At 69.3% G+C, this 24,772-nt stretch carries 29 protein-coding genes; 17 read left to right on the plus strand and 12 right to left on the minus strand.

From position 1 onward, the window contains the following. The first annotated feature begins 37 nt into the window (after positions 1–37). From ABZ195_RS06365 to ABZ195_RS06375, 3 genes are read left to right on the plus strand one after another with little or no spacing between them, the layout of a single operon-like run. Positions 38–961: a zinc ABC transporter substrate-binding protein gene (locus ABZ195_RS06365; RefSeq protein ID WP_355215868.1), complete on the plus strand. Its 924-nt coding sequence runs from the start codon at positions 38–40 to the stop codon at positions 959–961. After that, positions 958–1,749, plus strand: a complete 792-nt coding sequence (locus tag ABZ195_RS06370) for a metal ABC transporter ATP-binding protein (RefSeq protein ID WP_355215870.1) — start codon at positions 958–960, stop codon at positions 1,747–1,749. The genes ABZ195_RS06365 and ABZ195_RS06370 overlap by 4 nt, the downstream gene beginning before the upstream one ends. Then, positions 1,742–2,602, plus strand: a complete 861-nt coding sequence (locus ABZ195_RS06375; protein WP_355215872.1) for a metal ABC transporter permease — start codon at positions 1,742–1,744, stop codon at positions 2,600–2,602. Before ABZ195_RS06370 ends, ABZ195_RS06375 begins: the two co-directional genes overlap by 8 nt. On the opposite strand, the gene ABZ195_RS06380 is transcribed toward ABZ195_RS06375, so the two are convergent. Beyond that, positions 2,592–3,401, minus strand: a complete 810-nt coding sequence (locus tag ABZ195_RS06380) for a sulfurtransferase (protein ID WP_355215874.1) — start codon at positions 3,399–3,401, stop codon at positions 2,592–2,594. The genes ABZ195_RS06375 and ABZ195_RS06380 overlap by 11 nt on opposite strands. Positions 3,402–3,416: 15 nt before the next feature. Between ABZ195_RS06380 and bluB the strand changes: the two genes are divergently transcribed. The 4 genes from bluB (at position 3,417) to ABZ195_RS06400 (ending at position 7,153) form a co-directional block, all read left to right on the plus strand. Beyond that, complete coding sequence (gene bluB / locus ABZ195_RS06385) at positions 3,417–4,106, plus strand: 5,6-dimethylbenzimidazole synthase (protein WP_355216110.1); 690 nt, start codon at positions 3,417–3,419, stop codon at positions 4,104–4,106. After that, positions 4,094–4,861: a 5-oxoprolinase subunit PxpA gene (locus ABZ195_RS06390; RefSeq protein WP_355215876.1), complete on the plus strand. Its 768-nt coding sequence runs from the start codon at positions 4,094–4,096 to the stop codon at positions 4,859–4,861. The genes bluB and ABZ195_RS06390 overlap by 13 nt, the downstream gene beginning before the upstream one ends. Beyond that, positions 4,858–5,778 (plus strand): MBL fold metallo-hydrolase, encoded by a 921-nt coding sequence (locus ABZ195_RS06395; RefSeq protein ID WP_355215877.1) that lies wholly within the window; start codon positions 4,858–4,860, stop codon positions 5,776–5,778. The genes ABZ195_RS06390 and ABZ195_RS06395 overlap by 4 nt, the downstream gene beginning before the upstream one ends. Before the next feature lie 133 nt (positions 5,779–5,911). Beyond that, positions 5,912–7,153: an MFS transporter gene (locus tag ABZ195_RS06400; RefSeq protein WP_355215879.1), complete on the plus strand. Its 1,242-nt coding sequence runs from the start codon at positions 5,912–5,914 to the stop codon at positions 7,151–7,153. On the opposite strand, the gene rlmB is transcribed toward ABZ195_RS06400, so the two are convergent. The 4 genes from rlmB to carD are packed head-to-tail and all read right to left on the minus strand — an operon-like array spanning position 7,137 to position 10,547. Beyond that, positions 7,137–8,075, minus strand: coding sequence for a 23S rRNA (guanosine(2251)-2'-O)-methyltransferase RlmB (rlmB, locus tag ABZ195_RS06405; protein WP_355215881.1), 939 nt, complete (start codon positions 8,073–8,075; stop codon positions 7,137–7,139). The two genes, ABZ195_RS06400 and rlmB, sit on opposite strands and share 17 nt — an antisense overlap. Next, complete coding sequence (gene cysS / locus ABZ195_RS06410; RefSeq protein ID WP_355215882.1) at positions 8,075–9,493, minus strand: cysteine--tRNA ligase; 1,419 nt, start codon at positions 9,491–9,493, stop codon at positions 8,075–8,077. The genes rlmB and cysS overlap by 1 nt, the downstream gene beginning before the upstream one ends. Positions 9,494–9,529: 36 nt before the next feature. Continuing rightward, positions 9,530–10,009: a 2-C-methyl-D-erythritol 2,4-cyclodiphosphate synthase gene (gene ispF, locus ABZ195_RS06415; RefSeq protein ID WP_355215884.1), complete on the minus strand. Its 480-nt coding sequence runs from the start codon at positions 10,007–10,009 to the stop codon at positions 9,530–9,532. 49 nt (positions 10,010–10,058) lie between these two features. Beyond that, positions 10,059–10,547 (minus strand): RNA polymerase-binding transcription factor CarD, encoded by a 489-nt coding sequence (gene carD / locus ABZ195_RS06420; protein WP_149481142.1) that lies wholly within the window; start codon positions 10,545–10,547, stop codon positions 10,059–10,061. A gap of 305 nt (positions 10,548–10,852) precedes the next feature. Here carD and ABZ195_RS06425 point away from each other — a divergent pair, with 305 nt between their 5' ends. From ABZ195_RS06425 to ABZ195_RS06445, 5 genes are all read left to right on the plus strand, one after another. Then, positions 10,853–11,446: a hypothetical protein gene (locus ABZ195_RS06425; RefSeq protein ID WP_355215887.1), complete on the plus strand. Its 594-nt coding sequence runs from the start codon at positions 10,853–10,855 to the stop codon at positions 11,444–11,446. A gap of 46 nt (positions 11,447–11,492) precedes the next feature. Then, a complete protein-coding gene (gene radA, locus ABZ195_RS06430; protein WP_355215889.1) occupies positions 11,493–12,899 on the plus strand; it encodes a DNA repair protein RadA in 1,407 nt (468 codons plus the stop codon). Positions 12,900–12,907: 8 nt separating this feature from the next. Next, a complete protein-coding gene (gene disA / locus ABZ195_RS06435; RefSeq protein WP_355215891.1) occupies positions 12,908–14,026 on the plus strand; it encodes a DNA integrity scanning diadenylate cyclase DisA in 1,119 nt (372 codons plus the stop codon). A 140-nt stretch (positions 14,027–14,166) separates the two neighbouring features. Then, positions 14,167–14,946: a DUF222 domain-containing protein gene (locus ABZ195_RS06440; protein ID WP_355215893.1), complete on the plus strand. Its 780-nt coding sequence runs from the start codon at positions 14,167–14,169 to the stop codon at positions 14,944–14,946. A 152-nt stretch (positions 14,947–15,098) separates the two neighbouring features. After that, entirely contained in the window at positions 15,099–15,659 is a 561-nt protein-coding gene (locus tag ABZ195_RS06445) for an HNH endonuclease signature motif containing protein (RefSeq protein ID WP_355215895.1), read from the plus strand. 2 nt (positions 15,660–15,661) lie between these two features. Here the strand turns inward: ABZ195_RS06445 and ABZ195_RS06450 are convergent, their stop codons facing one another. Together ABZ195_RS06450 and ABZ195_RS06455 are read right to left on the minus strand one after the other, a co-directional pair. After that, a complete protein-coding gene (locus ABZ195_RS06450; protein ID WP_355215897.1) occupies positions 15,662–16,450 on the minus strand; it encodes a hypothetical protein in 789 nt (262 codons plus the stop codon). 59 nt (positions 16,451–16,509) lie between these two features. Continuing rightward, positions 16,510–17,130, minus strand: coding sequence for a carbonic anhydrase (locus ABZ195_RS06455; protein ID WP_355215898.1), 621 nt, complete (start codon positions 17,128–17,130; stop codon positions 16,510–16,512). On the opposite strand from ABZ195_RS06455, the gene ABZ195_RS06460 reads away from it, so the two are divergent. Further along, on the plus strand, positions 17,129–18,055 hold the full coding sequence (locus ABZ195_RS06460) for an A/G-specific adenine glycosylase (RefSeq protein ID WP_355215899.1): 927 nt from the start codon (positions 17,129–17,131) through the stop codon (positions 18,053–18,055). The genes ABZ195_RS06455 and ABZ195_RS06460 overlap by 2 nt on opposite strands. A gap of 9 nt (positions 18,056–18,064) precedes the next feature. Beyond that, positions 18,065–19,414 (plus strand): adenylate/guanylate cyclase domain-containing protein, encoded by a 1,350-nt coding sequence (locus ABZ195_RS06465; RefSeq protein ID WP_355215901.1) that lies wholly within the window; start codon positions 18,065–18,067, stop codon positions 19,412–19,414. A gap of 3 nt (positions 19,415–19,417) precedes the next feature. Here ABZ195_RS06465 and ABZ195_RS06470 read toward each other — a convergent pair whose 3' ends face one another. Continuing rightward, a complete protein-coding gene (locus ABZ195_RS06470) occupies positions 19,418–20,389 on the minus strand; it encodes a helix-turn-helix domain-containing protein (protein ID WP_355215903.1) in 972 nt (323 codons plus the stop codon). Positions 20,390–20,460: 71 nt separating this feature from the next. Here ABZ195_RS06470 and ABZ195_RS06475 point away from each other — a divergent pair, with 71 nt between their 5' ends. Further along, positions 20,461–20,682 (plus strand): hypothetical protein, encoded by a 222-nt coding sequence (locus tag ABZ195_RS06475; RefSeq protein ID WP_355215905.1) that lies wholly within the window; start codon positions 20,461–20,463, stop codon positions 20,680–20,682. Here ABZ195_RS06475 and ABZ195_RS06480 read toward each other — a convergent pair. Further along, entirely contained in the window at positions 20,679–21,440 is a 762-nt protein-coding gene (locus ABZ195_RS06480; RefSeq protein WP_355215906.1) for an alpha/beta hydrolase, read from the minus strand. The two genes, ABZ195_RS06475 and ABZ195_RS06480, sit on opposite strands and share 4 nt — an antisense overlap. Before the next feature lie 59 nt (positions 21,441–21,499). On the opposite strand from ABZ195_RS06480, the gene mhuD reads away from it, so the two are divergent. Together mhuD and ABZ195_RS06490 are read left to right on the plus strand one after the other, a co-directional pair. Next, the gene (gene mhuD, locus ABZ195_RS06485) at positions 21,500–21,811 is read left to right on the plus strand and encodes a mycobilin-forming heme oxygenase MhuD (protein WP_263997097.1); all 312 of its coding nucleotides are present in this window, start codon (positions 21,500–21,502) and stop codon (positions 21,809–21,811) included. 4 nt (positions 21,812–21,815) lie between these two features. Further along, entirely contained in the window at positions 21,816–23,147 is a 1,332-nt protein-coding gene (locus tag ABZ195_RS06490) for a serine hydrolase (RefSeq protein WP_355215908.1), read from the plus strand. Positions 23,148–23,153: 6 nt separating this feature from the next. Here the strand turns inward: ABZ195_RS06490 and ABZ195_RS06495 are convergent, their stop codons facing one another. The 3 genes from ABZ195_RS06495 to ABZ195_RS06505 are packed head-to-tail and all read right to left on the minus strand — an operon-like array spanning position 23,154 to position 24,753. After that, positions 23,154–23,705, minus strand: coding sequence for a histidine phosphatase family protein (locus ABZ195_RS06495; RefSeq protein ID WP_355215910.1), 552 nt, complete (start codon positions 23,703–23,705; stop codon positions 23,154–23,156). 6 nt (positions 23,706–23,711) lie between these two features. Then, entirely contained in the window at positions 23,712–24,518 is an 807-nt protein-coding gene (locus tag ABZ195_RS06500; RefSeq protein WP_355215912.1) for a CbtA family protein, read from the minus strand. Positions 24,519–24,537: 19 nt separating this feature from the next. Then, on the minus strand, positions 24,538–24,753 hold the full coding sequence (locus tag ABZ195_RS06505) for a CbtB-domain containing protein (protein WP_355215914.1): 216 nt from the start codon (positions 24,751–24,753) through the stop codon (positions 24,538–24,540). Between the last annotated feature and the right edge of the window lie 19 nt (positions 24,754–24,772).

Genomic DNA, 24,772 nt, shown 5'->3' on the forward strand with positions numbered 1-24,772 from the left:
GGAAACGGTTTTCATTAAAGTCAGGGAGTCATCCGTCGTGTCTCGTCGCCACCTCGTCCGATCCGTGCTGACGCTGGCAGTCGCCGTGACCACGCTCGTCGCTTCGGCATGCGGGAGCGGCGACGCCCCGGGTCGGGACTCGCGACCGACCGTCGTGGCCTCGACCGACGTCTGGGGTAGCGTCGCGACCGCGGTAGCGGGCGACCACGCGACGGTCCACTCCATCCTGACCAGCGCCTCGGCCGATCCGCACTCGTATGAGGCGAGCGCGTCCGACGCCGCCGCCATCACCGACGCGACGCTCGTCGTCTACAACGGCGGTCACTACGACCAGTGGGCCGACGACGTCCTGCTGGCCCATCCGGACGTCACCACAGTCGACGCGTACTCGCTGACTGCCAAGCCGTCGGACGGTCAACCTGCCAACGAGCACGTGTTCTACGACCTCGCGACCGCCAAGGCCGTCGCCGGGAGCATCGCCGACCACCTCGCCGGCGACGACCCCGCCAACGCCGCCGCCTACCGCGACAATGCGGCCAAGTTCGGCGCCCAGGCCGATGCGATCGCCGAGACCGAACGCGCGATAGGTCGCAAGCATCCCGGGGTGGCCGTCGTCGCGACCGAACCCGTTGCGCACTACCTTCTGGCCAACGCCGGCATCGCAGACCGCACGCCCGCGTCGTTCGCCAGCGCCGTCGAGGAGGGTGACGACCCCGCACCGGCCGACGTCGCCGCCATGCTCGACCTGATCTCCGAACACGACGTGTCCGCGGTCGTGCTCAACCGGCAGACCGAGACACCCGTCACCAACCAGATCCAGGACGCCGCCCGCACGGCCGGAGTCCCGGTCATCACCGTCGACGAGACGCTGCAGGACGGCCTCGACTACCTCGGCTGGCAACGCAAGACCGTCCAGGAGTTCGCCGACCAATTGGACCGCGCCCCCGCCGTGGCCCGATGACGGTCGTCGCACTGGCCGACGCCCGCCTCGCCTTCGGCGACCGCGTGCTGTGGGCCGGCCTGGACCTCGACGTGCGCGCCGGCGAGTTCATCGCCGTGCTCGGCCCCAACGGCACCGGCAAGACGTCGCTGCTGAAGGTGCTGCTCGGCCAGATGCCGCTCAGCGGCGGCACCGCCACGGTCTCCGGTCGGATCGGCTATGTGCCACAACATCGTTCGATGGACGGCAACCTGACGCTGCGGGGACGCGACCTGGTGGGCCTGGGCTACGACGGGCACCGGTGGGGCCTCACCGGCCCTCGTCAACGCGCCGCCAAGAGGGCCGTCGTCGCGACCGCACTCGACCAGGTGGACGGCGCTCACCTCGGCGACCTGCCGGTCGGCGTGATGTCCGGCGGTGAGCTCCAGCGGGTCCGGATCGCCCAGTCGCTGGCCACCGATCCAGCCCTGCTGCTGTGCGACGAGCCGCTGCTCAACCTCGACCCGGCCAACGCCCGGCTGATCTCCTCGCTGATCGACCAGCGGCGGCGCGAGTCCGGCACCGCCGTCCTGTTCGTCACCCACGAGGTCAACCCCGTGCTGCCCTACGTGGACCGGGTGCTCTACCTGGTCGACGGTCGCTTCCGCGTCGGCACCGTGGCCGAGGTGATGACCTCGGAGACGCTCTCGGAGCTCTACCGGTCCGACATCCAGGTCGTGAAGATCGGCGAGCAGTACGTGGTCGTGGGCGAACACTGCGAGACCCCACACGACAACTCCGAGCACGCGAGCGGACACCACCATGGGTGACCGTCTGACCGAACTGCTCTCGCAGCTGTTCGCCTTCGACGTCACGGCGGACCTGCTGCGGCGCGACTTCGTCCAGCAGGCGCTGCTCGCGGCGGCGCTGCTGGCACTGCTCGCCGGTGCGATCGGACCGTTCATCGTGATGCGGCAGATGTCCTTCGCGGTGCACGGCTCCAGCGAACTGTCCCTGACCGGGGCGTCGTTCGCGCTGCTCACCGGCTTCAACGTCGGCCTCGGTGCGCTGGTCGGCAGCGCGCTGGCCGCCGTGCTCTTCGGCTTCCTGGGGCAACGGACCCGCGAGCGCGACTCCGCGATCGGCGTCGTCCTGGCCTTCGGCCTCGGCCTCGCGGTGCTCTTCATCCACCTCTATCCCGGGCGGACCGGTACCAGCTTCGCCCTGCTGACGGGACAGATCGTCGGCGTCGGCTACTCGGGTCTGGCGCTGCTGAGCGTCATCACCGTGCTGGTGGTGGCCGTCCTCGCGGTGAGCTACCGCCCGCTGCTGTTCGCGACCGTCGACCCCGAGGTGGCGGCCGGCCGCGGGGTGCCCGTGCGCGCGCTGGGCATCGTGTTCGCCGCGCTGGTCGGCGTCGCGGCCGCGCAGGGCGTTCAGATCGTCGGCGCGCTGCTGGTGATGTCGCTGCTCATCACGCCCGCCGCGGCGGCGGCCCGCATCTTCACCTCTCCGCCGGCCGCCATCGCCGCGTCAGTGGTGTTCGCGGAGATCTCCGCGGTCGGCGGCATCCTGCTCTCACTCGCCCCCGGCGTTCCGGTGTCGGTGTTCGTGACCACGATCTCCTTCGCGATCTTCCTGCTGTGCTGGGCAATCGGGAGCCGCCGCCGCGTCAGCCGCTAGCGACCGGTCGCGTTTCGCCGCACCACTGCGACCACGACCCGGGGAACAGGGCGGCGTCCACGCCGGTGACGGCCAGGGCGGCGACCGCCACGGCGGCGGTGACACCTGACCCGCAGTACGCACCGGTTGCATCGCCGAGTGCGTCGGCGAGCTCGGCCGTCGGCAGGAACGCACCGTCGGCGTCCAGCAGCGACGTAAACGGCACGTTCACCGCGCCGGGGATGTGACCTGCCACCGGGTCGAGGGGCTCGACCTCTCCGCGGAAGCGCTCCGGCGCCCTCGCGTCGGCCAACCGGGAGCCCAGTGCGGCCGCGTCGTCGGCACTCAGCGTCGGAAGCGCACCCGCGTAGAGATCGTGGTGAGCGAACACGACGTCACCAGGCTCCGCGCGCACGATCCCGGTCTCCAGCGGTGCCGTCCACGCCGCCAGGCCGCCGTCGAGGATGCGCACGTCGGTCAGCCCCGCCGCCGTCAACACCCACCAGGCCCGGGCGGACCCCGCCCGGTTCCAGTCGTCGTAGACCACCACCGCGTCGCCGGTGCCGATGCCCCACCGCCGCGCCGCGACCTGCAAGGCGGCGCCGGACGGCAGCGGGTGCCTGCCCCGGCCGGCGACGTCGTGGTCGGTCAACTCGTCGTCCAGCGAGACGTACACCGCACCGGGCAGGTGACCGGCCTCGTAATCCGCCCGGCCGTCCGGAGCGGTCAGCTGCCACCGGACGTCGAGGATCCTCGGCGGTGCGCCGGAGGCGATCAGTTCGTCGAGTTCGGTTGCCGTGACCAGTACCTCGGATCTCACCTGAGTGAACGTACGCTGACCCGCGTGGCCGAGCAGCACGCGTTCAGCGAGACCGAGAGACGAGCCGTCTACCGGGTCATCGCCGAGCGCCGCGACATGCGCCGGTTCGTCCCCGGCACGGTGCCCGAGGACGTGCTGGCCCGGCTGCTGGCCGCCGCCCACGCCGCGCCCAGCGTCGGCCTGATGCAGCCGTGGCGCTTCATCCGCGTCACCGACACCGGTCTGCGCCACCGAATTCACGACCTCGTCGCCGAGGAACGGCTACGGACCGCGGCCGCGCTCGGGCCACGCGGCGACGACTTCCTGCGACTCAAGGTCGAGGGCGTACTCGACTGTGCCGAGTTGCTGGTCGTCGCGCTCCGCGACGACCGCGACCGCCACGTCTTCGGACGCCGCACCCTGCCGCACATGGACCTCGCCTCGGTGTCGTGCGCCATCCAGAATCTGTGGCTGGCCGCCCGCGCCGAGGGCCTCGGGATGGGCTGGGTGTCGATCTTCGACCCGGCCCACCTTGGCGCCCTGCTCGCCATGCCGGACGACGCCGAGCCGGTAGCGATCCTGTGCCTCGGCCCGGTGCCCGAGTTTCCCGACCGGCCCGCACTCGAGATCGACGACTGGACGCATGCGCGGCCGTTGCACGAATTCGTCACGGAGAACGCCTGGGAAACGTCACCCGCCGTAGGCTCGACGCCGTGTCCACCGTGACCGTCGACCTCAACGCCGATCTCGGCGAGGGCTTCGGGGTGTGGACACTCGGTGACGACGACGCCATGCTCGAGGTCGTCACGAGCGCCAACGTGGCGTGCGGATTCCATGCCGGCGATCCCGCCGGCCTGCTGCGGGTGTGCCGCGCCGCGGCCCGCCAAGGCGTGCGGATCGGCGCGCAGGTGAGCTACCGCGACCTCGCCGGCTTCGGCAGGCGCTACATCGACGCGACCGCCGAGGACCTCACCGCCGACGTGGTCTACCAGATCGGTGCCCTTCAATCCCTCGCCACCGCAGCCGGATCCACCGTGAGCTACGTCAAACCCCATGGCGCGCTGTACAACACGATCGTCCACGACGAAGGCCAAGCGGCCGCAGTCGCGGCGGCCGTCCACGCCGTCGACCCGGGCCTGCCCGTGCTGGGGCTGTCGGGGTCCGCGTTCTTCACCGCCGCCGATGCACTGGGCCTTCGCACGGTGTCCGAGGTCTTCGCCGACCGCGCCTACACACCCGAGGGCAGCCTGGTTTCCCGGCGTGAGCCCGGCGCCGTCCTCACCGATGCCTCCGCCATCGCGGCCCGGGTGTCCGCGATGGTCGGCAGCGGGACGGTCGAGGCCGTCGACGGGTCGACTGTCGCGATCACCGCGGAATCGATTTGCGTACATGGTGATTCACCCGGTGCGGTACGCAGCGCGACAGCGGTTCGGGCGCGCCTGAGCGCCGACGGCGTGATGCTGAGGGCGTTCACCGGATGAGGCTCAGGCTCGGCCGGCCGAATCTGTTGGACTACCGCGATTTCTTCGACCAACCCGCCGCCACCTCGTCCTCGCCGTTGACCGTGACGTGGGCCGGCGTCACCACACTGCTCGTCGGCGACGGGCAATCCGCCGTGATGACCGACGGATTCTTCTCTCGTCCAGGACTTCTCGCGGTGGGCACGCGAAGAATCGCCCCCTCGTTGCCACGCGTCGACGGCTGCCTGGCCCGTCTGGGCGTGAAGCGCCTGGAGGCCGTCTTGCCCGTCCACACCCACTTCGACCACGCCATGGACTCTGCGGTGGTGGCCCAGCGCACCGGGGCAAAGCTGGTCGGCGGCATCTCGGCCGTCCACCTGGGCCGTGGCGCCGGGCTGACCGACGACCAGCTCGTCGTCGCGACGCCAGGTGAACCAATCTCCTTGGGATCATTCGAGGTAACCCTCGTCGAGGGCTCGCACTGCCCGCCCGACCGCTTCCCCGGTGTGATCGACGCACCGGTGACTCCGCCGGTGCGCGCCTCGGCGTACCGGTGCGGTGAGGCCTGGTCGACGCTGATCCGCCATCGCCCGTCGGGACGGAGCCTTCTGGTGGTCGGCAGCGCGGGCTTCGTCCCCGGCGCCCTGCGGGGGCAGCGGGCCGAGGTCGTCCACCTGGGTGTCGGACAGCTGGGTCTGCAGCCGGAGCGGTACGTCGTCGACTACTGGAGTGAAACCGTCCGCACCGTCGGCGCCAGGCGGGTCGTCCTCGTCCACTGGGACGACTTCTTCCGTCCGCTGCACGAGCCGTTGCGCGCACTGCCCTACGCCGGTGACGACCTCGACGCGTCGATGCGGACCTTGACCAGGCTGGCCGCCGAAGACGGTGTGGCTTTGCACCTTCCGTCGCTTTGGGAGCGCGCCGACCCGTGGAGCTGACGGCCACGTCCGGCGAACCCGGGCGCCAGCTGGTCGGAATCTGACGACTTCGGGACACCGGGTGCGGGTCGGGATCGGACGCACCGGGGTGCGATAGTTTGCTCCTGCACTCCCGACCCGAACGAGGTGAACGTTGACGACCCACGTGATGCCGTCACGTCAGTCGCTACGCGCGCTGGACGCCGTCAATTTCTTCCTCGCCGACGTCCGCGACGGACTGGGGCCATACCTCGCGATCTATCTCCTCGCGGTCCGCGGACCCGAGCACGGCTGGAACGAGGCCACGGTCGGAACGGTCATCACCATCGCCGGCATCGTCGGGTTGCTCTCCCAAACTCCGGCGGGCGTCCTCATCGACCGCGTGAAGAACCGGCGAGGGATCATCATCGTCGCCGCCCTGGCCGTCACCGCCAGCTCGGTGATCCTTCCGTTCGTGAGCGGGTTCGCCCTGATCGCCATCAGCCAGTCGGTGGCATCCCTCGCCGCGGCGGTCTTCGCGCCGGCCATCGCCGCGGTCACCCTGGGCCTGATGGGCCCGAAGATGTTCGCCCCGAGGATTGGCCGCAACGAGGCCTTCAACCACGCGGGCAACGCCACTGCCGCGGGCGTCGCCGCGCTGTTGGCGTGGTCCATGGGCCCGGTGGTGGTGTTCTGGCTGATGGGTGTGCTGGCCGTGCTCAGCGTGGTGGCCACCTCCCGGATCCGTGGCGACGAGATCGACGACGAACTGGCCCGGGGCCTCACCCCCGACGACGACGGCGGTGCGTCGGTCGGCGCATGGACGACGCTGGTGACCAACCGGCCGTTGCTGATCTTCGCGATCATCGCCTTCACGTTCCACCTCGCCAACGCGGCGATGCTCACCTCGGTCAGCCAGCTGCTGACCCGGGTGGTCGGCAAGGACAGCGCCACCTCGCTGGTCGCGATGTGCATTCTGGCCGCCCAATTGGTCATGGTGCCGGTCGCGATCGTGGTCGGACGCAAGGCCGACGGCTGGGGCCGCAAGCCGATCTTCCTCGTGGCGTTCGCGGTGCTCACGCTGCGCGGCCTGCTCTACACCGTCTCGGACAACGCGGCCTGGCTGCTGGCCGTCCAGGCCCTCGACGGCATTGGGGCGGGAATCTTCGGCGCGCTGTTCCCGATCGTCATCGCCGACCTGACCCGCGGCACGGGCCGATTCAACGTCGCCCAGGGTGCAGTCGCGACGGTGCAGGGCCTCGGCGCCGCCTTGAGTGCGACGGTGGCCGGGTTCATCATCGTCGCCGAGGGCTACACGATCGCGTTCTGGACGCTGGCGGCCGTCGCGGCCGTGGGCCTGGTGCTCTATGCGGTGTTCATGCCGGAGACCAAGCAGACGACTAGCGCCGCTGCCTAGCGATCTCGGCCAACACCACACCCGCGGCCACCGAGGCGTTCAACGACTCCGTCGGCCCCGCCATCGGGATCGACACGATCGCGTCGCAGTTCTCCCGCACCAGTCGCGAGAGGCCCTTGCCCTCGGAGCCGACCACGACGACCATCGGACCGCTTGCGTCGAGTTCGTCGAGTTGGGTGTCACCACCGGCGTCCAGACCCACCACCAGCAGGCCCTCGTCCTTCCAGCTCTGCAGGGTCCGAGTCAGATTGGTGGCCCGTCCGACGCGAAGCCGCGCGGCAGCGCCCGCACTGGTACGCCAGGCGACGGCCGTCACCGACGCCGACCGACGCTGCGGGATCAGCACGCCGTGGCCGCCGAACGCGGCGACCGACCTGACGATCGCCCCCAGGTTCCTGGGGTCGGAGATGTTGTCCAACGCCACCAGCAGCGCGGGCGTCGAATCGGCCCGCGCCGCCCGCAGCAGGTCGTCGGGATGGGCGTAGTTGTACGGCGGCACCTGCAGGGCGATGCCCTGGTGCAGACCGTTGGCGCTGAGGCGGTCCAGGTCGTGCTTCTGCACCTCGAGGATCGAGATGCCCTTGTCGGCCGCACGCTGGACGGATTCGGTCAGGCGCTCGTCGGCCTCGGCTCCGAGCATCACCCACAGCGCCGTGGCGGGTACGCCGGCACGCAGGCACTCCAGGACGGGATTGCGGCCCAGCACGACCTCGGTCTCGTCGGTCTTCTTGTGCCGGCCCTGGTCCTTGCGGGCCGCTGCCGCGGCGCGCTTGCCCGCGGGGTGGTGCGGACGCGCGCTGGCCGGCGGGGTGGCGCCCTTGGCCTCCAGACCGCGACGGCGCACCCCACCGGAACCGGTCGTCGGCCCCTTCTTGGTGCCCGCCTTGCGTACCGCTCCGCGTCGTTGGGAGTTGCCTGCCATTACTGTTTGCTCCCGTCGCCGAGTTCCCACTGTGGTCCGTCGGCGGTGTCGGTGACGACGATGCCCGCCGCCTTGAGTCGATCGCGGATCTCGTCGGCCTTCGCCCAGTCTCGCTGGTCGCGGGCTTCGGCGCGACCCGCGAGGGCCCACTGCACGAGTTCGTCGATCGCGGCGAGTGCCGCCGACGTCTCGTCGCGCGACTCCCACCGCTCGTCGAGGGGGTCGCAGCCGAGGATTCCCATCATCGCCCTGATCGACCTGGCGTGCGTCATCGCCGTGGCGTGGTCGCCTGCGTCGAGAGCGCGATTGCCCTCGGCCCGCGCGGCGTGCACCTCGGCCAGCGCAGCGGGGACCGCCAGATCGTCGTCGAGAGCCGCGCCGAACTTCTCGGTCCAGTCCCCGGGCACGACCGCACCCACCCGGTTGCGCACTCGATGGAGGAAGTCCTCGATGCCGGTGTAGGCCTTCACCGCGTCCTGCAGAGCCGTCTCGGAGAACTCCAGCATCGACCGGTAGTGCGCGGAGCCGAGGTAGTAACGGAGCTCGGCGGCCCGAACCCGTTGCAGCACAGCCGGAATGGACAAGACATTGCCGAGGGACTTGCTCATCTTCTCGCCACCCATGGTGACCCAGCCGTTGTGCATCCAGTACTGCGCGAAACCGTCACCGGCCGCCCGAGCCTGGGCGATCTCGTTCTCGTGATGCGGGAACACCAGATCCATGCCACCGGCGTGAATGTCGAACGCGGGGCCGAGGTAGGTCTCGCACATCGCCACGCACTCGGTGTGCCATCCGGGACGACCGGGACCCCATGGCGTCGGCCACGACGGTTCGCCAGGTTTGGCGCCCTTCCACAGCGTGAAGTCCCGCGGGTCGCGCTTGCCGGTGGCGACGCCCTCGCCCTGATGCACGTCGTCGATCCGGTGACCGGAGAGCTGACCGTAGTCGGGGTAGCTCAGCACGTCGAAGTAGACGTCGGCGCCGCCTTCTCGGGTGTCGCGGTAGGCGTGTCCCGCCGAGATCAGTCGCTCGATGAGCTCGACCATCTGGGTGATGTGGCCGGTCGCGCGCGGCTCGGCCGAGGGCGGCAGCACACCGAGCGCGTCGTATGCGGAGCTGAAGGCGCGCTCGAAGGTCGCCGCCCACTCCCACCACGGTCGGCCCGCGTCTGCGGCCTTGGTGAGGATCTTGTCGTCGATGTCGGTGACGTTGCGAATGAAGGCGACGTCGAAACCCTTGGCGGTCAGCCAACGACGCAACACGTCGAACGCCACGCCGCTGCGGACGTGGCCGATGTGTGGCAGGCCCTGAACGGTGGCGCCACACAGATAGATCGACGCGTGACCTTCGCGTTGAGGCACGAAGTCACGCACCACACCCGTCATGGTGTCGTGAATTCGCAGGGGCTGAACGGTCACGACGGGCCAGCTTACCGGCCCGTCAGTCCTCAACCGTCATCTCCGCTCGTCAACCTCTATCAATGCCGTCGCGATCGCGGCCAGACCTTCGCCGCGGCCCGTCAGGCCAAGTCCGTCGGTGGTGGTCGCCGACACCGAGACCGGAGCCTCGAGCAGCTCGGATAACACCCGTTGCGCCTCGACGCGGCGCGGACCGATCTTGGGCCGGTTGCCGATGACCTGGACGGCCGCGTTGCCGACCCGGAACCCTTCGTCGGACAGGAGGCCGCGCACGTGACGGAGCATGGCGGCCCCGTCGACGCCACGCCATTCGGGACGGTCGGTGCCGAAGACGGAGCCCAGGTCACCGAGGCCGGCTGCGCTGAGCAGGGCGTCGCACAGCGCATGCGCGGCGACGTCCCCGTCGGAATGCCCAGCACAGCCGTCGGCGTCCTCGAACGACAGGCACAGCAGCCAGCACGGCCGCCCTGCTTCGATCGGGTGTACGTCGGTGCCAAGACCGATTCTGATGGTCATTGCTCTAGGCGAGCGTTCATTGCCGCACCGCCGGGGTGCGACCGGAACGTCAGGAAGCGGCGGCCAAGACCTCGTCGAGGATGGTTTCGGCCTTCTCCTCGTCGGTGTTCTCGGCCAGGGCCAACTCGCCGACGAGGATCTGCCGGGCCTTGGCCAGCATGCGCTTCTCGCCTGCGGACAGGCCGCGTTCCTGATCGCGACGCCACAGGTCGCGGACGACCTCGGCGACCTTGTTCACGTCACCGGAGGCCAGCTTCTCCAGGTTCGCCTTGTACCGACGCGACCAGTTGGTCGGCTCCTCGGTGTGCGGGGCGCGAAGCACCTGGAAGACCTTGTCCAGGCCTTCCTGTCCGACGACGTCGCGGACCCCGACGTACTCGGCGTTGTCAGCAGGAACTCGAACGGTGAGATCGCCCTGCGCAACCTTCAAGACGAGGTATTCCCTCTGCTCGCCCTTGATGGTTCGGCTTTCGATCGCCTCGATCAATGCAGCACCGTGGTGTGGATAGACAACGGTGTCTCCGACCTTGAAAATCATCAGATTAGAGCCCCTTTCACAACCCAATGTTAGCACGGGGCCCTGACGGGTGTCGCGCAACGTTGCAGGTCAGGGGCACCGCGACCGAAGACTAGGGGTTGACACGGTCGTGAATCCGTGCAACGGGCGGACTAGTCGGCAAACCTCGGGCGACCGATCCGCCGGCCGGCCAGACCCTTTCGGTGCGGGGTCGACGAGCCCGTCGGTGGCCCTCGGCTTCCGCCGCTCCCCGCCACCTACTACTCTGCATAGTCGACACTCGGGATGCACGTCACCGTCGTCCCGTCGCCGAGCAGGAGGCTTCAGTGACGCTCTCGAAATCGCGGACTTCCGTGGTCGCACTGGCCGCGTGCGGCCTGTCCGCCGCAGTCGTCCTGTCCGGTTGCAGTGCAGGCCAGATTTCGCAGACCGCGTCGCAGCAGCCCGCCGTCAACGGCACGCTTGCCTGGGTCGGCGACCCCACCTCGGGCATCGCGCTGCGCAACGTCCACCTGCGGGCGCCCCAGACCACCGACTTCGTCCGGCCCGGCGACCAGGCCGAACTGCTGTTCGTGGCGGTCAACGAGTCCGCCGAGAACGAGGACCGACTGGTGTCGGTGACATCCGACATCGGCACCGTGACCGTCACCGGCAACCCCCGGGTTCCCGCCGGCGGCACCCTGATCGTCGGCACGCCCGACGGCACCCCGAGCGCCCTGGACGCCACCGAGGGCGCCGACTCGGTCGAGGCCGTCGTACAGCTGACCAAGCCCATCACCAACGGCATCAACTACCCCTTCACCTTCACGTTCCAGCGGTCGGGCCAGACGCAGATCAACGTCCCGATCTCAGCTGGTGAGGCGCCGCGTCGCGAGCCTGCCGTCGAGGCGGGTGCCGAAACCGACACGGGCGGCCACTGAGCATCACCACCGCCGTTCTGTCGGTGCCGACCGATACGGTCGGCTGGTGGCAAAGGTCGGTTCCAAGGCACGTTCGCAGCACCGTTGTTCGGAGTGCCAGCACGTCACCGCGAAGTGGGTCGGACGATGCCCGGACTGTGGCAGCTGGGGCACCGTCGACGAGATCGCCGTCCTCACCCCGATCGCGGGGACGGGGACCAACCGCGCGGTGGCACCCAGCTCGCCCGCCGTCCCGATCACCTCGATAGACCCTGGCACCACCCGACACTTCCCCACGGGCGTCGACGAACTCGACCGTGTGCTCGGCGGCGGTCTGGTCCCGGGTTCGGTGACGCTGCTCGCCGGCGATCCGGGCGTCGGGAAGTCGACGCTGCTCCTCGAGGTCGTCCACCGTTGGGCGCAGTCCGGTCGACGCGCGCTGTACCTGTCCGGCGAGGAGTCGGCGGGACAGATCCGGCTCCGTGCGGAACGCACCGGCTGCACGCACGACGAGGTGTACCTCGCTGCCGAATCCGACCTGCAGACCGCCCTCGGCCACATCGACCAGGTGAAGCCGTCGCTCATCGTCGTCGACTCGGTGCAGACGATGTCGACCACCGAGGCCGACGGAGTGACCGGCGGCGTCACCCAGATCCGCGCGGTCACCACGGCGCTGACGATGGCCGCGAAGACCACCGGGGTGGCGATCATCCTCGTCGGCCACGTGACGAAGGACGGCGCGATCGCCGGGCCCCGCTCCTTGGAGCACCTCGTCGACGTCGTGATGCACTTCGAAGGTGACCGTTCCTCGGCGCTGCGCATGGTGCGCGGGGTCAAGAACCGTTTCGGCGCAGCCGACGAGGTCGGTTGTTTCCTGTTGCACGACAACGGCATCGAGGGTGTCGCAGACCCGTCGGGCTTGTTCCTCGACCAGCGGCCGCAACCGGTCTCCGGCACCTCGGTGACGGTGACCCTCGACGGCAAGCGGCCGCTCATCGGCGAGGTGCAGGCGCTCATCGGATCGGCGTCGGCGGGTAATCCACGGCGGGCGGTCAGCGGTATCGACTCCGCCCGCGCGGCGATGATCACCGCCGTCTTGGAGAAGCGCGCCCGCCTCAACGTCGGGCAGAACGACATCTACCTGTCGACCGTCGGCGGCATGCGGCTCACCGACCCGTCCTCGGATCTGGCGGTGGCCCTGGCGATCGCCTCGGCCTACACCGACATACCGATGCCGACGACGGTGGTGGCCATCGGGGAGGTCGGTCTCGCAGGCGACCTGCGCCGGGTGACGGGCATGGACCGCCGGCTGGCCGAGGCGGCGCGGCTCGGATTCACGTGCGCGGTCGTGCCGCCGGGGGTCACCGACGTGCCCGCCGGTCTGACGGTGCAGTCGGCCGACAACATCTCCGGCGCCTTGCGGGTGCTCAGGAACATTGCCGACAATGTGAGGGACAATGGCGCCCGACGCTAGGAGGGGTGATGGCCGTGAAAGCAGCCAGGGGCGGGCGCGGCAACGTCGTCCAACTCGCTCGACCGACGCTGCGTGAAACCCTCGGCCAGCTCGCACCGGGGACGGCGTTGCGCGACGGTCTCGAGCGCATTCTGCGCGGCCGTACCGGTGCGCTGATCGTGCTGGGCTTCGACGACTCGGTCGAGGCCATCTGCGACGGCGGGTTCGCCCTCGACATCGCCTACGCGCCGACGCGGCTGCGCGAGTTGTCGAAGATGGACGGGGCGGTCGTCCTGTCCAGCGACGGCACCCGCATCCTGCGGGCCAATGTCCAGCTCGTTCCCGACCCGTCGATTCCCACCGACGAATCCGGCACCCGGCACCGCTCTGCCGAGCGCACCGCCGTGCAAACTGGCTATCCCGTTGTCTCCGTTAGCCATTCGATGAGCATCGTGACCGTCTACGTGGCGGGTGAACGTCACGTGGTCCCCGATTCTGCCACCATCCTGTCGCGGGCCAACCAGACGATCGCCACCCTGGAGCGGTACAAGACGCGGCTCGACGAGGTCAACCGGCAGCTCTCCACCGCCGAGATCGAGGACTTCGTGACGCTGCGCGACGTCATGACCGTGGTGCAGCGGTTGGAGATGGTGCGCCGGATCAGTCTCGAAATCGACGCCGACGTGGTCGAACTCGGCACCAACGGCCGTCAGCTCAAGTTGCAGCTCGAGGAACTCGTCGGGGACAACGACACTGCTCGAGAGCTGATTGCCCGGGACTATCACGCCAACCCCGACCCACCCTCGACCGCGCAGGTCCTCGCGACGCTGGACGAGCTGGACACTCTGAGCGACAATGAACTGCTCGACTTCACTGCTTTGGCAAGGGTTTTCGGTTATCCCTCGACTCTCGAAGCGCAGGATTCGGCAATGAGTTCACGTGGCTACCGTGCGATGGCCGGCATTCCGCGGCTGCAGTTCGCCCACGTCGACCTGTTGGTTCGGTCCTTCGGGTCGCTGCAGGGCGTGCTCGCCGCCAGTGCGAACGATCTGCAGTCGGTGGACGGCATTGGCTCGATGTGGGCCAGGCACATTCGCGAGGGACTGTCACAGTTGGCGGAGTCCACGATCGCCGACCAGCTCGCCTGAGCCGGCTGGCACAGCCTCGAATGCCATGAGGCACTGACGTTTTCGGTCCGTGAGCCCTGGTTGTGCACAGGCTGCCGATTCATCCACAGCTTGCGTCATCGGGGTGTCCGACGTCGGTGGCCACCGATAGAATCGAACACGTGTTCGACGTCTTGGTGGATGCCACGACTGGCACCTCGGGTGCCGGGGCGGCGTCGGCGTGGGCCCGGGTGGAGGCTGCGGCCTGCGCGCGGCGGGTCGCAGCGATGGCCGCGATGCTCGAGGAGGCCTACGCCGCCTCCGGGTCGGCGAGTCGGGATCAGTGGTGTGTGGACGACTTCGACGCCGTCGCCGCCCACGTCGGGGCGGCGTTGTCCATCACCCCCGGCGCAGCGGCCCACCGGTTGCTGATCGCGGTCTCCCTGCACGAACGGTTCCCCCGGGTGGCCGCGGTGTTCGCCCAGGGACTGATCACCTACGAGGTGGTCCGGACCGTCGTGAAACGCGGGGCGCTGGTGATCGACCCCGACGCGCTGCATGAACTCGACCGACGATTGGCCGAAGCGCTGAGCACCCGCGAGCCCATGTCGGTGGCCACCCTGGACAAGACGGTCGACGCGGTGGTCGCATCGGTCGACCCGCACGCGGTGCGTCGCACGCAGACCAAGGCCCGGGACCGCTCGGTGGAGATGAGCATCGAGGACGGCAGTGGGTTGGCCAGTGTGCTTGCCTCGGTGTTCGTCACCGACGCCAAGGCGTTCACCGCCCGCCTGGATCTGTTCGCCGCGACGGTGTGTTCTGCTGATCCGCGGACCAGGGCTCAACGTCGCGCCGACGCCTACGGGGCCATCGGTCAGGGCTGGGACCGCCTGCGGTGTCTGTGCGACCTGGAGTCGTGTGACGCCGCGCAGAACCCGCCGGTGCCCGGGGTGGTGGTCTAGGCCGAGGACACCGACGCCGCCGAGGACGACGAGCGCACCGCCCTCGACGGCGACCAGCCACCCCTGTTCACCTCGCCATTGCGCGACCTCACCCTGACCGAAGCCTCACCCCCACACCCGGATACGTCGCAAAGCTTCGGCCCGCGGCCCTGATGAGCGGGCAACTCATCCCCGGCGCAATCGCCTGCCGCGCCGCCGCCGGGGCGACCCGCACCCGGATCGTGCACCCGGGACAGGCCCCACCCGAACACCGGTACCGGCCGTCGAAGAAGCTGGCCGACTTCGTGCGCTGCCGCGACATGACATGCCGCTTCCCGGGCTGCCAGGTGCCCGCCACCCACTGCGACCTCGACCACAGCATTCCGTGGCCCTGCGGGCCGACCGCGGCGTCCAACCTCACATGCCTGTGCCGCCAACACCACTTGCTCAAGACGTTCTGGGGCGGCCAACGCGGTTGGCGGGAACGGCAACTCGACGACGGCACCATACTGTGGACCGCGCCCGACGGCCGCACCCACACCACCACACCCGGCAGCCGACTGCTGTTCCCCGAACTCAGCGCACCCACCGCACCGGTGACCACGACCGGGGTGCCCGTGGCTCACACCGCCGGTCTGACCATGCCCCACCGCAAGACCACCCGCACCCAACACCGAGCCCAGCGCATCCACCACGAACGACAACTCAACGCAGTGGAACTGGAAGATCAGTGAAACTAGTTGCCAGCTGGCGCGGGGGCCGGGACCTCTGGCGGAGGTGCATCGGCGGGAGCAGGGGGCGCTTCGCCTGCGGGCACGTTGGCCGGTGCGGCCAGGGTGAAGGGCACGGTCGCCGACCGCAGGTTGCCCAACTGGACCACCAGGTTGTAGGTGCCGGGACCGATCGGTTGGCGCGGGAGCGGGCAGTTGGCGGCCGAGCCCATCCCCGTCCAGGTCACCTCGGTGGTGACCTGTTCGCCCGGGTTGAACGTCTTCACCAGCGTCTCGTTCGACGGTGCGCAGTCGAGGTTCGACCACAGCCGGTTGTTGTCCAGTCCGTAGACGTAGGCGGCCAGCACCGCGGCGCCGACGTCGCGCTTGCATGCCACCAACCCGATGTTGGTCACCACCATGGTGAACTTCGGCTGGTCACCAACGACGTAGTTCGGCTGGTTGGTGATGCCCTTCACCGCAAGCGTCGAGTCGGGGCAGTCGTCGCCCTCCTTCAACACCGGCGGCGGCACCACGGCCGAGACGGGCGTCGGGGTCGGCGGCGGCGATTGCTGAGCCGGAGGCAGGATCGGCGTCTTGACCTCGGGATTCGCGCCGGGAAGCTGCGTCGCGGACGGCGCCGCAGACGTGGTCGGTTGAGTGGCGGTCGAATCCCCGCCGGTGCTGTTCGCGAACACCACCACGACGATTGCGACGACGATGACGAGGACGAGAGCCCCGACGCCGATCGCGAGAAACCGCCTGCGCCGGTAGATCTCCGGCGGCAGCGGGTGATGCGGTTCAGTTTCCAGCACGAATCTACGGTAAGGCCAGCTCACACGTAGCCGTCTGACCTAGCCCGGCGTGTCGCCCGTTAGCCTGCGCCGATGTCTCCCACCGATTCGCGCAGAACCGCCCGGCCGTCGGCGAGGTGGTAGGTCACGCCGGCGATGGCGAGCTTGCCTGCCTCGATGGCATCGGCCACCACCTTCGACCGACTGACGAGTTGCTTGGCCGTCTCCGTGACGTGGCGCGCCTCGAACTCGTCGACCCTGGTCAGGCCCTCCTTGCGCCCGAGCAAGATCGACGGCGTGACGCGTTCGACGATGTCGAGGACGTAGCCGCCCGGCACCTCGCCGTCGTCGAGGGCGTCGAGCGTCGCCTTGACCGCGCCGCAGCTGTCATGCCCGAGGACCACCACGAGTGGCACGTTCAGGACCGTGATCGCGTATTCGATGGAGCCGAGCACGGCGGAGTCCAGCACGTGACCGGCGGTGCGCACGACGAACATGTCGCCGAGGCCCTGGTCGAAGATGATCTCGGCGGCGACGCGACTGTCGGCACACCCGAACAGCACTGCGGTGGGCTTCTGCCCCTCGGCGAGGCTGGCGCGATGTTGGATGCTCTGGCTCGGGTGCTCGGGGGTCCCGGCGACGAAGCGCTCGTTACCCTCGGTGAGTGCCTTCCATGCGGTTATCGGACTCGTGTTCGGCATGGCCACATTCTGCCTGGAGACAGTCCTGATGGTCGACGCGGGCGAGTTGCTCAAATGGTATTCACATGCGCAGCGCGATTTGCCGTGGCGTCAGCGGGGCGTTTCGGCCTGGCAGATCCTGGTCAGCGAGTTCATGTTGCAGCAGACCCCCGTCGCCCGGGTGGAACCCATCTGGCGGGACTGGGTGGCCCGCTGGCCCACGCCGTCGGCGACCGCCGCCGCCAGTGCGGCCGACGTCCTGCGCGCCTGGGGAAAGCTCGGCTACCCGCGCAGGGCCAAGCGACTGCACGAGTGCGCGACGGTGATCGCCGCCGAGCACGGTGACGTCGTGCCCGACGACGTCGACGCATTGCTGGCGTTGCCGGGTGTCGGCACCTACACCGCGAGGGCGATCGCCTGTTTCGCCTATGGACAGCGGGTTCCGGTGGTGGACACCAATGTGCGTCGCGTCGTCGCCAGGGTCGTGCACGGGCGGGCCGACTCCCCCGCCAGCGTCCGCGACCTGGCCGACGTCGACGCCATCTTGCCCAATGACTCACGCGCACCGGTCTTTTCGATTGCCTTGATGGAGCTCGGTGCAATCGTCTGCACGGCGCGCTCGCCTCGGTGCGGGGTGTGTCCGTTGAGTTCCTGCGCGTGGCGCACTGCCGGCTACCCGCCGTCGACCGAGCCGGCCCGACGCGTACAGAAGTTCGCCGGCACGGACCGTCAGGTTCGCGGACGGCTGCTGGATGTCCTGCGCGCCAACGACGCTCCGGTCACCCGCGCCCAGCTGGACGTGGTGTGGCTGACCGATCCGGCGCAGCGCGATCGCGCCCTGGACTCGTTGCTCGTCGACGGTCTGGTCGAACAGACCGCCGACGGTCTTTTCGCGCTCAGCGGAGAAGGCGGTGAAGCCGGGGCCCCGAACGTCCTGGTGAACTAGCCTGACCTGGTGGCCGTACCCGTTTCGCGGGCTCCGCGGACTCGCTATGCGTCGCGGGGCGATCTGGACATTGCCTACCAGGTGATCGGCGACGGCCCGGTGGATCTCGTCGTCATGCCGGGGCCGTTCGTCCCCATCGACTCGATCGACGCCGAACCCTCGATGTACCGCTTCTACCGCCGTCTGTCGTCGTTCTGCCGGGTCATCCGATTCGACCATCGCGGGATGGGGATGTCCTCCCGCATCGGGGCCGACAAGATCACACCGGCCTGCTGGGCTGAGGATGCCGTCGCCGTCATGGACGCCGTCGGGTGCGAGAGAGCCACCATCCTGTGCTCCGGTTACACCACGATGAGCGCCCTGTTCCTGGCCGCCGACCGTCCCGAACGCGTGGCCAACCTGGTGGTGGTCAACGGCGCCGCCCGCGTGCTGTGGGCATCCGACTACGAGGTGGGGATCCACCCCCACGCCGCCAACTCCTTCGCCACCGCGGCGGTGCAATCCGACGCCGTCGAGCAGGGGGTCGACGTCCTGGCGATGGTCGCCCCGTCGGTGGCCAACGACCAGGCCTTCCGGACGTGGTGGGACGCGGCCGGCAACCGGGCGGCATCGCCGAGCATGGCCAGGAGATCGAGCCAGGCGCTGACCGATGCCGACGTCCGCGACAAGCTCCCCGCGGTCACGGCGCCGACACTGGTCATCCACCGCGCGGGCGCGACGTTCGTCGGCGTCGGCCACGGTCGCTACCTCGCCGAGCACATCGCGGGTGCCCGCTACGTCGAACTTCCGGGGACCGACACCCTGTACTGGGTCGGCGACGCGACGCCCATCCTCGCCGAGATCGAGGAGTTCGTCACGGGGTCGCGCGGTGGTTCGGACGCCGAACGCGTGCTCACCACGATCGTGTTCACCGACATCGTCGGGTCGACGCAGCGTGCCGCCGCCCTCGGCGACGACCACTGGCGCGACCTCCTCGACGGGCACGACAACCTGGTGCGCCGGGAACTGGCCCGCTTCGGGGGCCGTGAGGTCAACACCGCCGGTGACGGTTTCGTCGCCACCTTCAGCAGTCCCAGCGTCGCGCTGGACTGCGCCGAGCAGATCGTGGCTGCGGTGGCGACGCTCGGGGTCGACGTCCGGGTCGGCATCCACGCCGGCGAGGTGGAGGTCCGCGGGCAGGACATCGCCGGTATGGCGGTGCACATCGGGGCGAGGATCACCGCGCTGGCCGGGCCCAGCGAGGTCCTGGTCTCGTCGACGGTGCGCGAGATCGTCACCGGCTCGCACCGGGTCTTCACCGAACGCGGGGAGCATCGGCTCAGGGGTGTGCCGGGAGCCTGGTTCGTCTACGCGCTGTAGAGGTCAGGCCGTTGCGGCGCAAGCGGATTCGTCGCTGGCGAAGCGGCGCCGGTAGTCCGACGGCGTGACGCCGACGATACGGCGGAAATGGTGCCGCAGCAGCGTCGCGGTACCGAAGCCCGCCTTGTCGGCGACCCGGTCGACGTCGAGGTCGGTCTCCTCGAGCAGTCGGCGGGCGTAGAGGACCCGTTGGTCGGTGACCCACTGCATCGGGGTGCGGCCGGTCTCCTCGACGAATCGGCGCGCGAAGGTGCGTGCGGACATGCTGGCCCTGGTGGCGAGCGAGCCGACGGTGTGCGGCGTGTCGAGGTGGGCGAGGATCCAATCCAGTTGGGGGGCAAACCCGTCCGAGCAGCGGACCGGGATGGGCTGCTCGATGTACTGGCGCTGACCGCCGTCGCGCTGCGGCGGTACGACCATGCGGCGGGCGATGGTGTTGGTGACCTCGCTGCCCAGTTCGCGCCGCACCAGATGCAGGCAGGCGTCGATGCCGGCGGCCGTACCCGCACTGGTGATGAGGTTGCCGTCGTCGACGAACAGCACGTTGCGGTCGACCTGAGCGGTCGGGTGCAGTCGGGCGAGTTCGTCGGCGTGCATCCAGTGGGTGGTGCACTTGCGGCCGTCCAGTAGCCCCGCCGCGCCGGCCACGAACGCCCCCGAGCAGACGGTCAGGATGATCGACCCGGAGTCGGCGGCCGCCCGGATGGCGTCGAGCGCCTCCTGCGGATAGTTGGTGCCGTGCAGCGCGGGGATCGCGACCAGGTCGGCGCCGACCAGGGCGTCGAGCCCGAAGTCCGGCGTCAGGTGTGCCCCCACCGACATCCGCAGAGGCCGGCCCGCCTCGGGTCCACACACCTTGAAGTCGAAGTTGGGCACGCCGTCCGCGGAGCGGTCGATGCCGAACACCTCGCAGACGACGCCGAATTCGAATGGCGTGACCCCGTCGAGGACCAGCACGGCGACGCTCTTGAGCATGGCAGCATTTTAGCTAACAGAGTCCGAACTGCCACTGTTGGCGGAATGTTTCCGGTCGAATAATTGCTGCCATGAACGTGATACTCGCCTTCGTGATCCTGTCCGCACCGTTCGCGCTCGCCGCCCTGCTGAGCTGGGTCAGCCACCGCAACGACACTCTGCGTCGCCACCTCGTCGAGCAGTTCGGCGATCCCGACTGGTACCGCGTCGAGCACGACGCCGAGGCTGCGCGCACCCGATTCGAGAACGTGCCCGCCTGGCCGGTGTCGGGCGTGAGCGGCGAACGTCGCTAGGCGAACTGCGCCAGGAACGGCGCCACGGCCTCGCGATACTCCCGGGGTGCGTCGTCGTGGACCAGATGGCCCGCGTAGGGCACCCGCAGGTAGGTCACCCGAGACCCCGTGTCGCGCATCCGCTCCATCTGCCCGGGTGGGGTGACGGAGTTGCCGGCCTCGACCAGCAGCGTGGGCACGCGCACCGCCTGCCACTGCTCCCAGTAGTCCCGAACGCCCCACTGCGCAGCGATCTCGATCCATCGCTCGGGCCGGCCGTGCAGCCGCCACCCGGTGTCGGTCCGGTCGAACGCCTCCGCGAAGTACCGCCCGGCCATTGGTCCGAAGACGTCGAGAACCTGCTGCTCGGAGGCGAACTCCGCCGGCAGCGCACGCAACCACGGCTCCCACGGGCCCGTGGTCCGGCCCCGGAAGTCGGGTGCCATGTCCTCCACCACGAGCGCCGACACGAGCTCGGGTCGCGCCGCGGCGAGACACCACGAATGCAGACCGCCCATCGAATGCCCGACCAGCGCCGCCGGCCGGCCCAGTGAGGCGACGGCCTCGGCGAGATCGTCGACGAAGCGCTCCGTGCTGATGGGATGCGGGTCGGCCACGTCGCGGCCGCGGTGCCACGGAGCGTCGTAGGTGTACACCTCTCCCAGCGCGGTCAGCCACGGCACTTGGCGCGACCACGTGGTCCCGCGGCCCATCAGCCCGTGCACCAGAACGATCGGCTCGCCCGCCCCGCCGCGACCCTCGAGCAATGCCGAACGCATGCCCGACATCCTGGCAGCAGCCCGCCGACTGCAGATAACGGACCGGTAACGTAGAGCCCATGGCAGTGGTGAAGATCAACGCGATCGAGGTTCCGCCCAACGCAGGACCCGAATTGGAGAAGCGGTTCGCCAACCGTGCGCATGCCGTCGACGGCCAACCCGGATTCCTCGGCTTCCAGTTGCTGCGCCCCGTCAAGGGCGACGACCGCTACTTCGTGGTGACGCAGTGGGAGTCCGAGGAGGCCTTCCAGGCCTGGGCCAGCGGTCCAGCGGTCGAGGCACACGCCGGACAGCGCGCAAACCCCGTCGCCACCGGTGCGTCACTCCTCGAGTTCGAGGTCGTGTTGGACGTTCAGCGGTCGGGGGCGTAGCTAGGTGCGACGTAGGGCGACGGCGATCGGGCTGGCCGCCTCATTGATCGCCGCGCTGGCGTGTGGCTGCGCCAACACCGGCCCGACCGGTCCGGCCGAGGCGGCGTACGGCGCGCACATCCAGACCAACACCCCACCGGGTCTGCGCGCGAAGCAGACCGTGGACATGCTCAACTCCGACTGGCCCATCGGCGTCCCCGGTGTGGCGACGCTCGCGGCGGCGCCTCAGGTGAACGACGTCGCATTCATGATGGACCGGATGTGGTGGGACCGGCCGTTCACCGTGTCGGGCGTCGACTACGGCGCAGGACAGGCCACCCTGCACCTGCTGACGTCCTACGGCGTCGGCCAGGACATCGAGCTGCGCACCGACGACGCCGGGATGGTCGACCGTTTCGAGGTCACGCTTCAGAAGGCCACGATCACGCAGTGGTCCGACGTCGACGCCCAGCTGACCAAGTCCGGGGCGCGGTACTCCTATCAGGTCTCCAAGGTCGTCGACGGAACGTGCACGAAGGTGGCGGGCAGCAACGTCGACGACTCGCTACCGCTGGCCTCGATCTTCAAGCTCTACGTACTGCTGGCCCTCGCCGACGAGGTCAACGCCGGCCGGGTCGGCTGGAACGACCAGCTCACCACCACCAAGGAAGACAAGGCGGTCGGGTCGGCGGGCTTCGACACCCTGCCGCCCGGATCCACGGTGTCGGTGAGAGATGCTGCGCAACAGATGATCTCGGCTAGTGACAACATGGCCACCGACCTGTTGATGGCACGGGTTGGCCCGGATGCCCTGCACCGCGCCCTGATTCACGCCGGCCATCACGACCCGGCGAGCCTGACCCCGTTTCCCACCACCCACCAGATGTTCTCGGTCGGCTGGGGCACACCCGACATCCGCGAGCAGTGGAAGACCGGCTCGGCCGCCGAGCGCGCCCGGCTCATCGCTCAGACGGATTCCCGTCACTACGAACCGGATCCGACCCGGACCCACACGCCGGCCTCACCGTACGGCGCCGAGTGGTACGGCACCGCCGGCGACATCTGCCGTGTGCACGCCGCGCTGCAGGGCGCGGCCGTCGGCCCCGCGGCGCCGATCAAGGACGTACTCGCCGCGACACCCGGCATCGAACTCGACAAGACGAAGTGGACCTACATCGGCGCCAAGGGTGGAAACCTGCCCGGCGACATCGGCTTCAGCTGGTACGCCGTCGACCGAACCGGGCAGCCGTGGGTGGTCAGCTTCCAGTTGAATTGGCCGAAGTTCCGCAGCCTGACCGCAGCCAGCTGGCTGCTGTCGGTCGCCCAGGGCGCGTTCGGGCTCGTCCAACCCTCCTGAGGCACCTCAGCCGGTGGACCGCAGCGTCCACGAACCGCCGCGGAGATGCATCACGGTGCGGCAGACGGGTCCGACGTCTACTCGCCAGAAGGATGCCGGCGGTGCACTCAGGGCGTAGATCACCGCGGCGCGGACGACGCCGGGGTGGGTCACCGCGACCAGCCGTCCCCGGCGGTCCGACAGCGACTCCAGCCAGCCCCCGACCCGGGTGACGAGGTCGGCGACCGACTCCCCGCCGTGCGGCGCCCGGGTGGGGTCGGTGAGCCACACCGTCAACTCGCCCGCATCGACGCCGCCGAGCTCGCTGCCCCGCCACGCACCGCAGTTCACATCCGCCAGCAGTGGCTCCGTCTCGGCGCGCAACCCGAGACGTTCGGCGGTCTGCCTGGTACGCGTCTCCGGTGCGCAGACTGCGGCGTCGACCACACCGAGGTCGACGCTCGTGTCCACCTGACGTCGACCCAGTGCGTTGAGGGCCTCGTCCCGCGGAAATCGTCCGGCCGCCATCGCATCGGTCATCGCATGCGACACCAGGGTCAGCCGGACGATCTCACTCACCGTCGGTCACCCCGTGAGGGTGGCGCTCGACTCGCTTCGCTTGCCGTCCAACACCTTCGAGATCGACGTCGCGAACACCAGACCGATCGTCGTCCAGACGATCAGCTGGGTGGCGAAGGTGTAGAGCCGGAATTCGTAGAAGTCCACCGCGGGGAAGCCGGGGAACACGATCACGCCGGCGGCGTCGACGATCGGCCCCGGGGTCTCGTCGATCGACGGCAGGATCGCCATCACCACGAATACCGCGACCAGGTAGGACGCCCCGCCGACCAGCGTCGCGTTCCAGGCACCCAGCCGGGCTCTCAGCTGACGTCCGAGGTACACCGCGGCGACCATCAGCAGCACAGAGAGCCCGACCATCAGCAGATACAGCATGGAGCGCTGGAAGATCGTGGAGTCCTCGCTGGTCGCCGGTGGATTCGGCGGGTACTTCAGGGCCGGGACGATCCACAGCGAGACGAACATGGCCGCAGCGACCAGCACCGACAGCACGCGCGCCGAGACGTCGCCCACCCGTCCGTAGGCCACCGCGAAGACGACGGCGAACAACGCGCCCATCGCGACGCTGAACAGCAGCACGCCGAAGCCCATGCCGACCGTGGATTGGATGCCGCGGCTGAACAATTCGCCACCCTCGCCGTGGCTGTGGCCGCTAGCGCCCATCTCCATGGCCTCGTGCGCGGCCGACGTGCCGTCCTCGAAGTCGACCGCCCGGCCGATGACGGGCTCGAGGAAGATCTTCGCGAAGACGAACGCGAGCACTCCTGCAAGGGCGCCGGCCAGCAGACCGCGCCCGATGATTCTCTTCTCCATCGTGGGGTCTCTCCTGCCGTCAGTGGCAGGGGAACCCGAGGAGGTGGCGCGCGTCGTGGACGAACTCGTGGATGTACATGTTGTCGCCGAACACCGACGTGGCGCCTTGGTCGACGCCGACGAAGTAGAGCACCAACAGAGCGAAGAAGGCCGTCAGCGACAGCCACAGGGCCGCCTTGGTGGCGGTGAAGTCGATTGCGGGAGCTGCGCTCCGGCGAGTTGATGACGTGGTCATGTTTCGAATTTCCTTTCGG

This window comes from Mycobacterium sp. NPDC006124, assembly GCF_040614235.1.
GTDB lineage: Bacteria > Actinomycetota > Actinomycetes > Mycobacteriales > Mycobacteriaceae > Mycobacterium.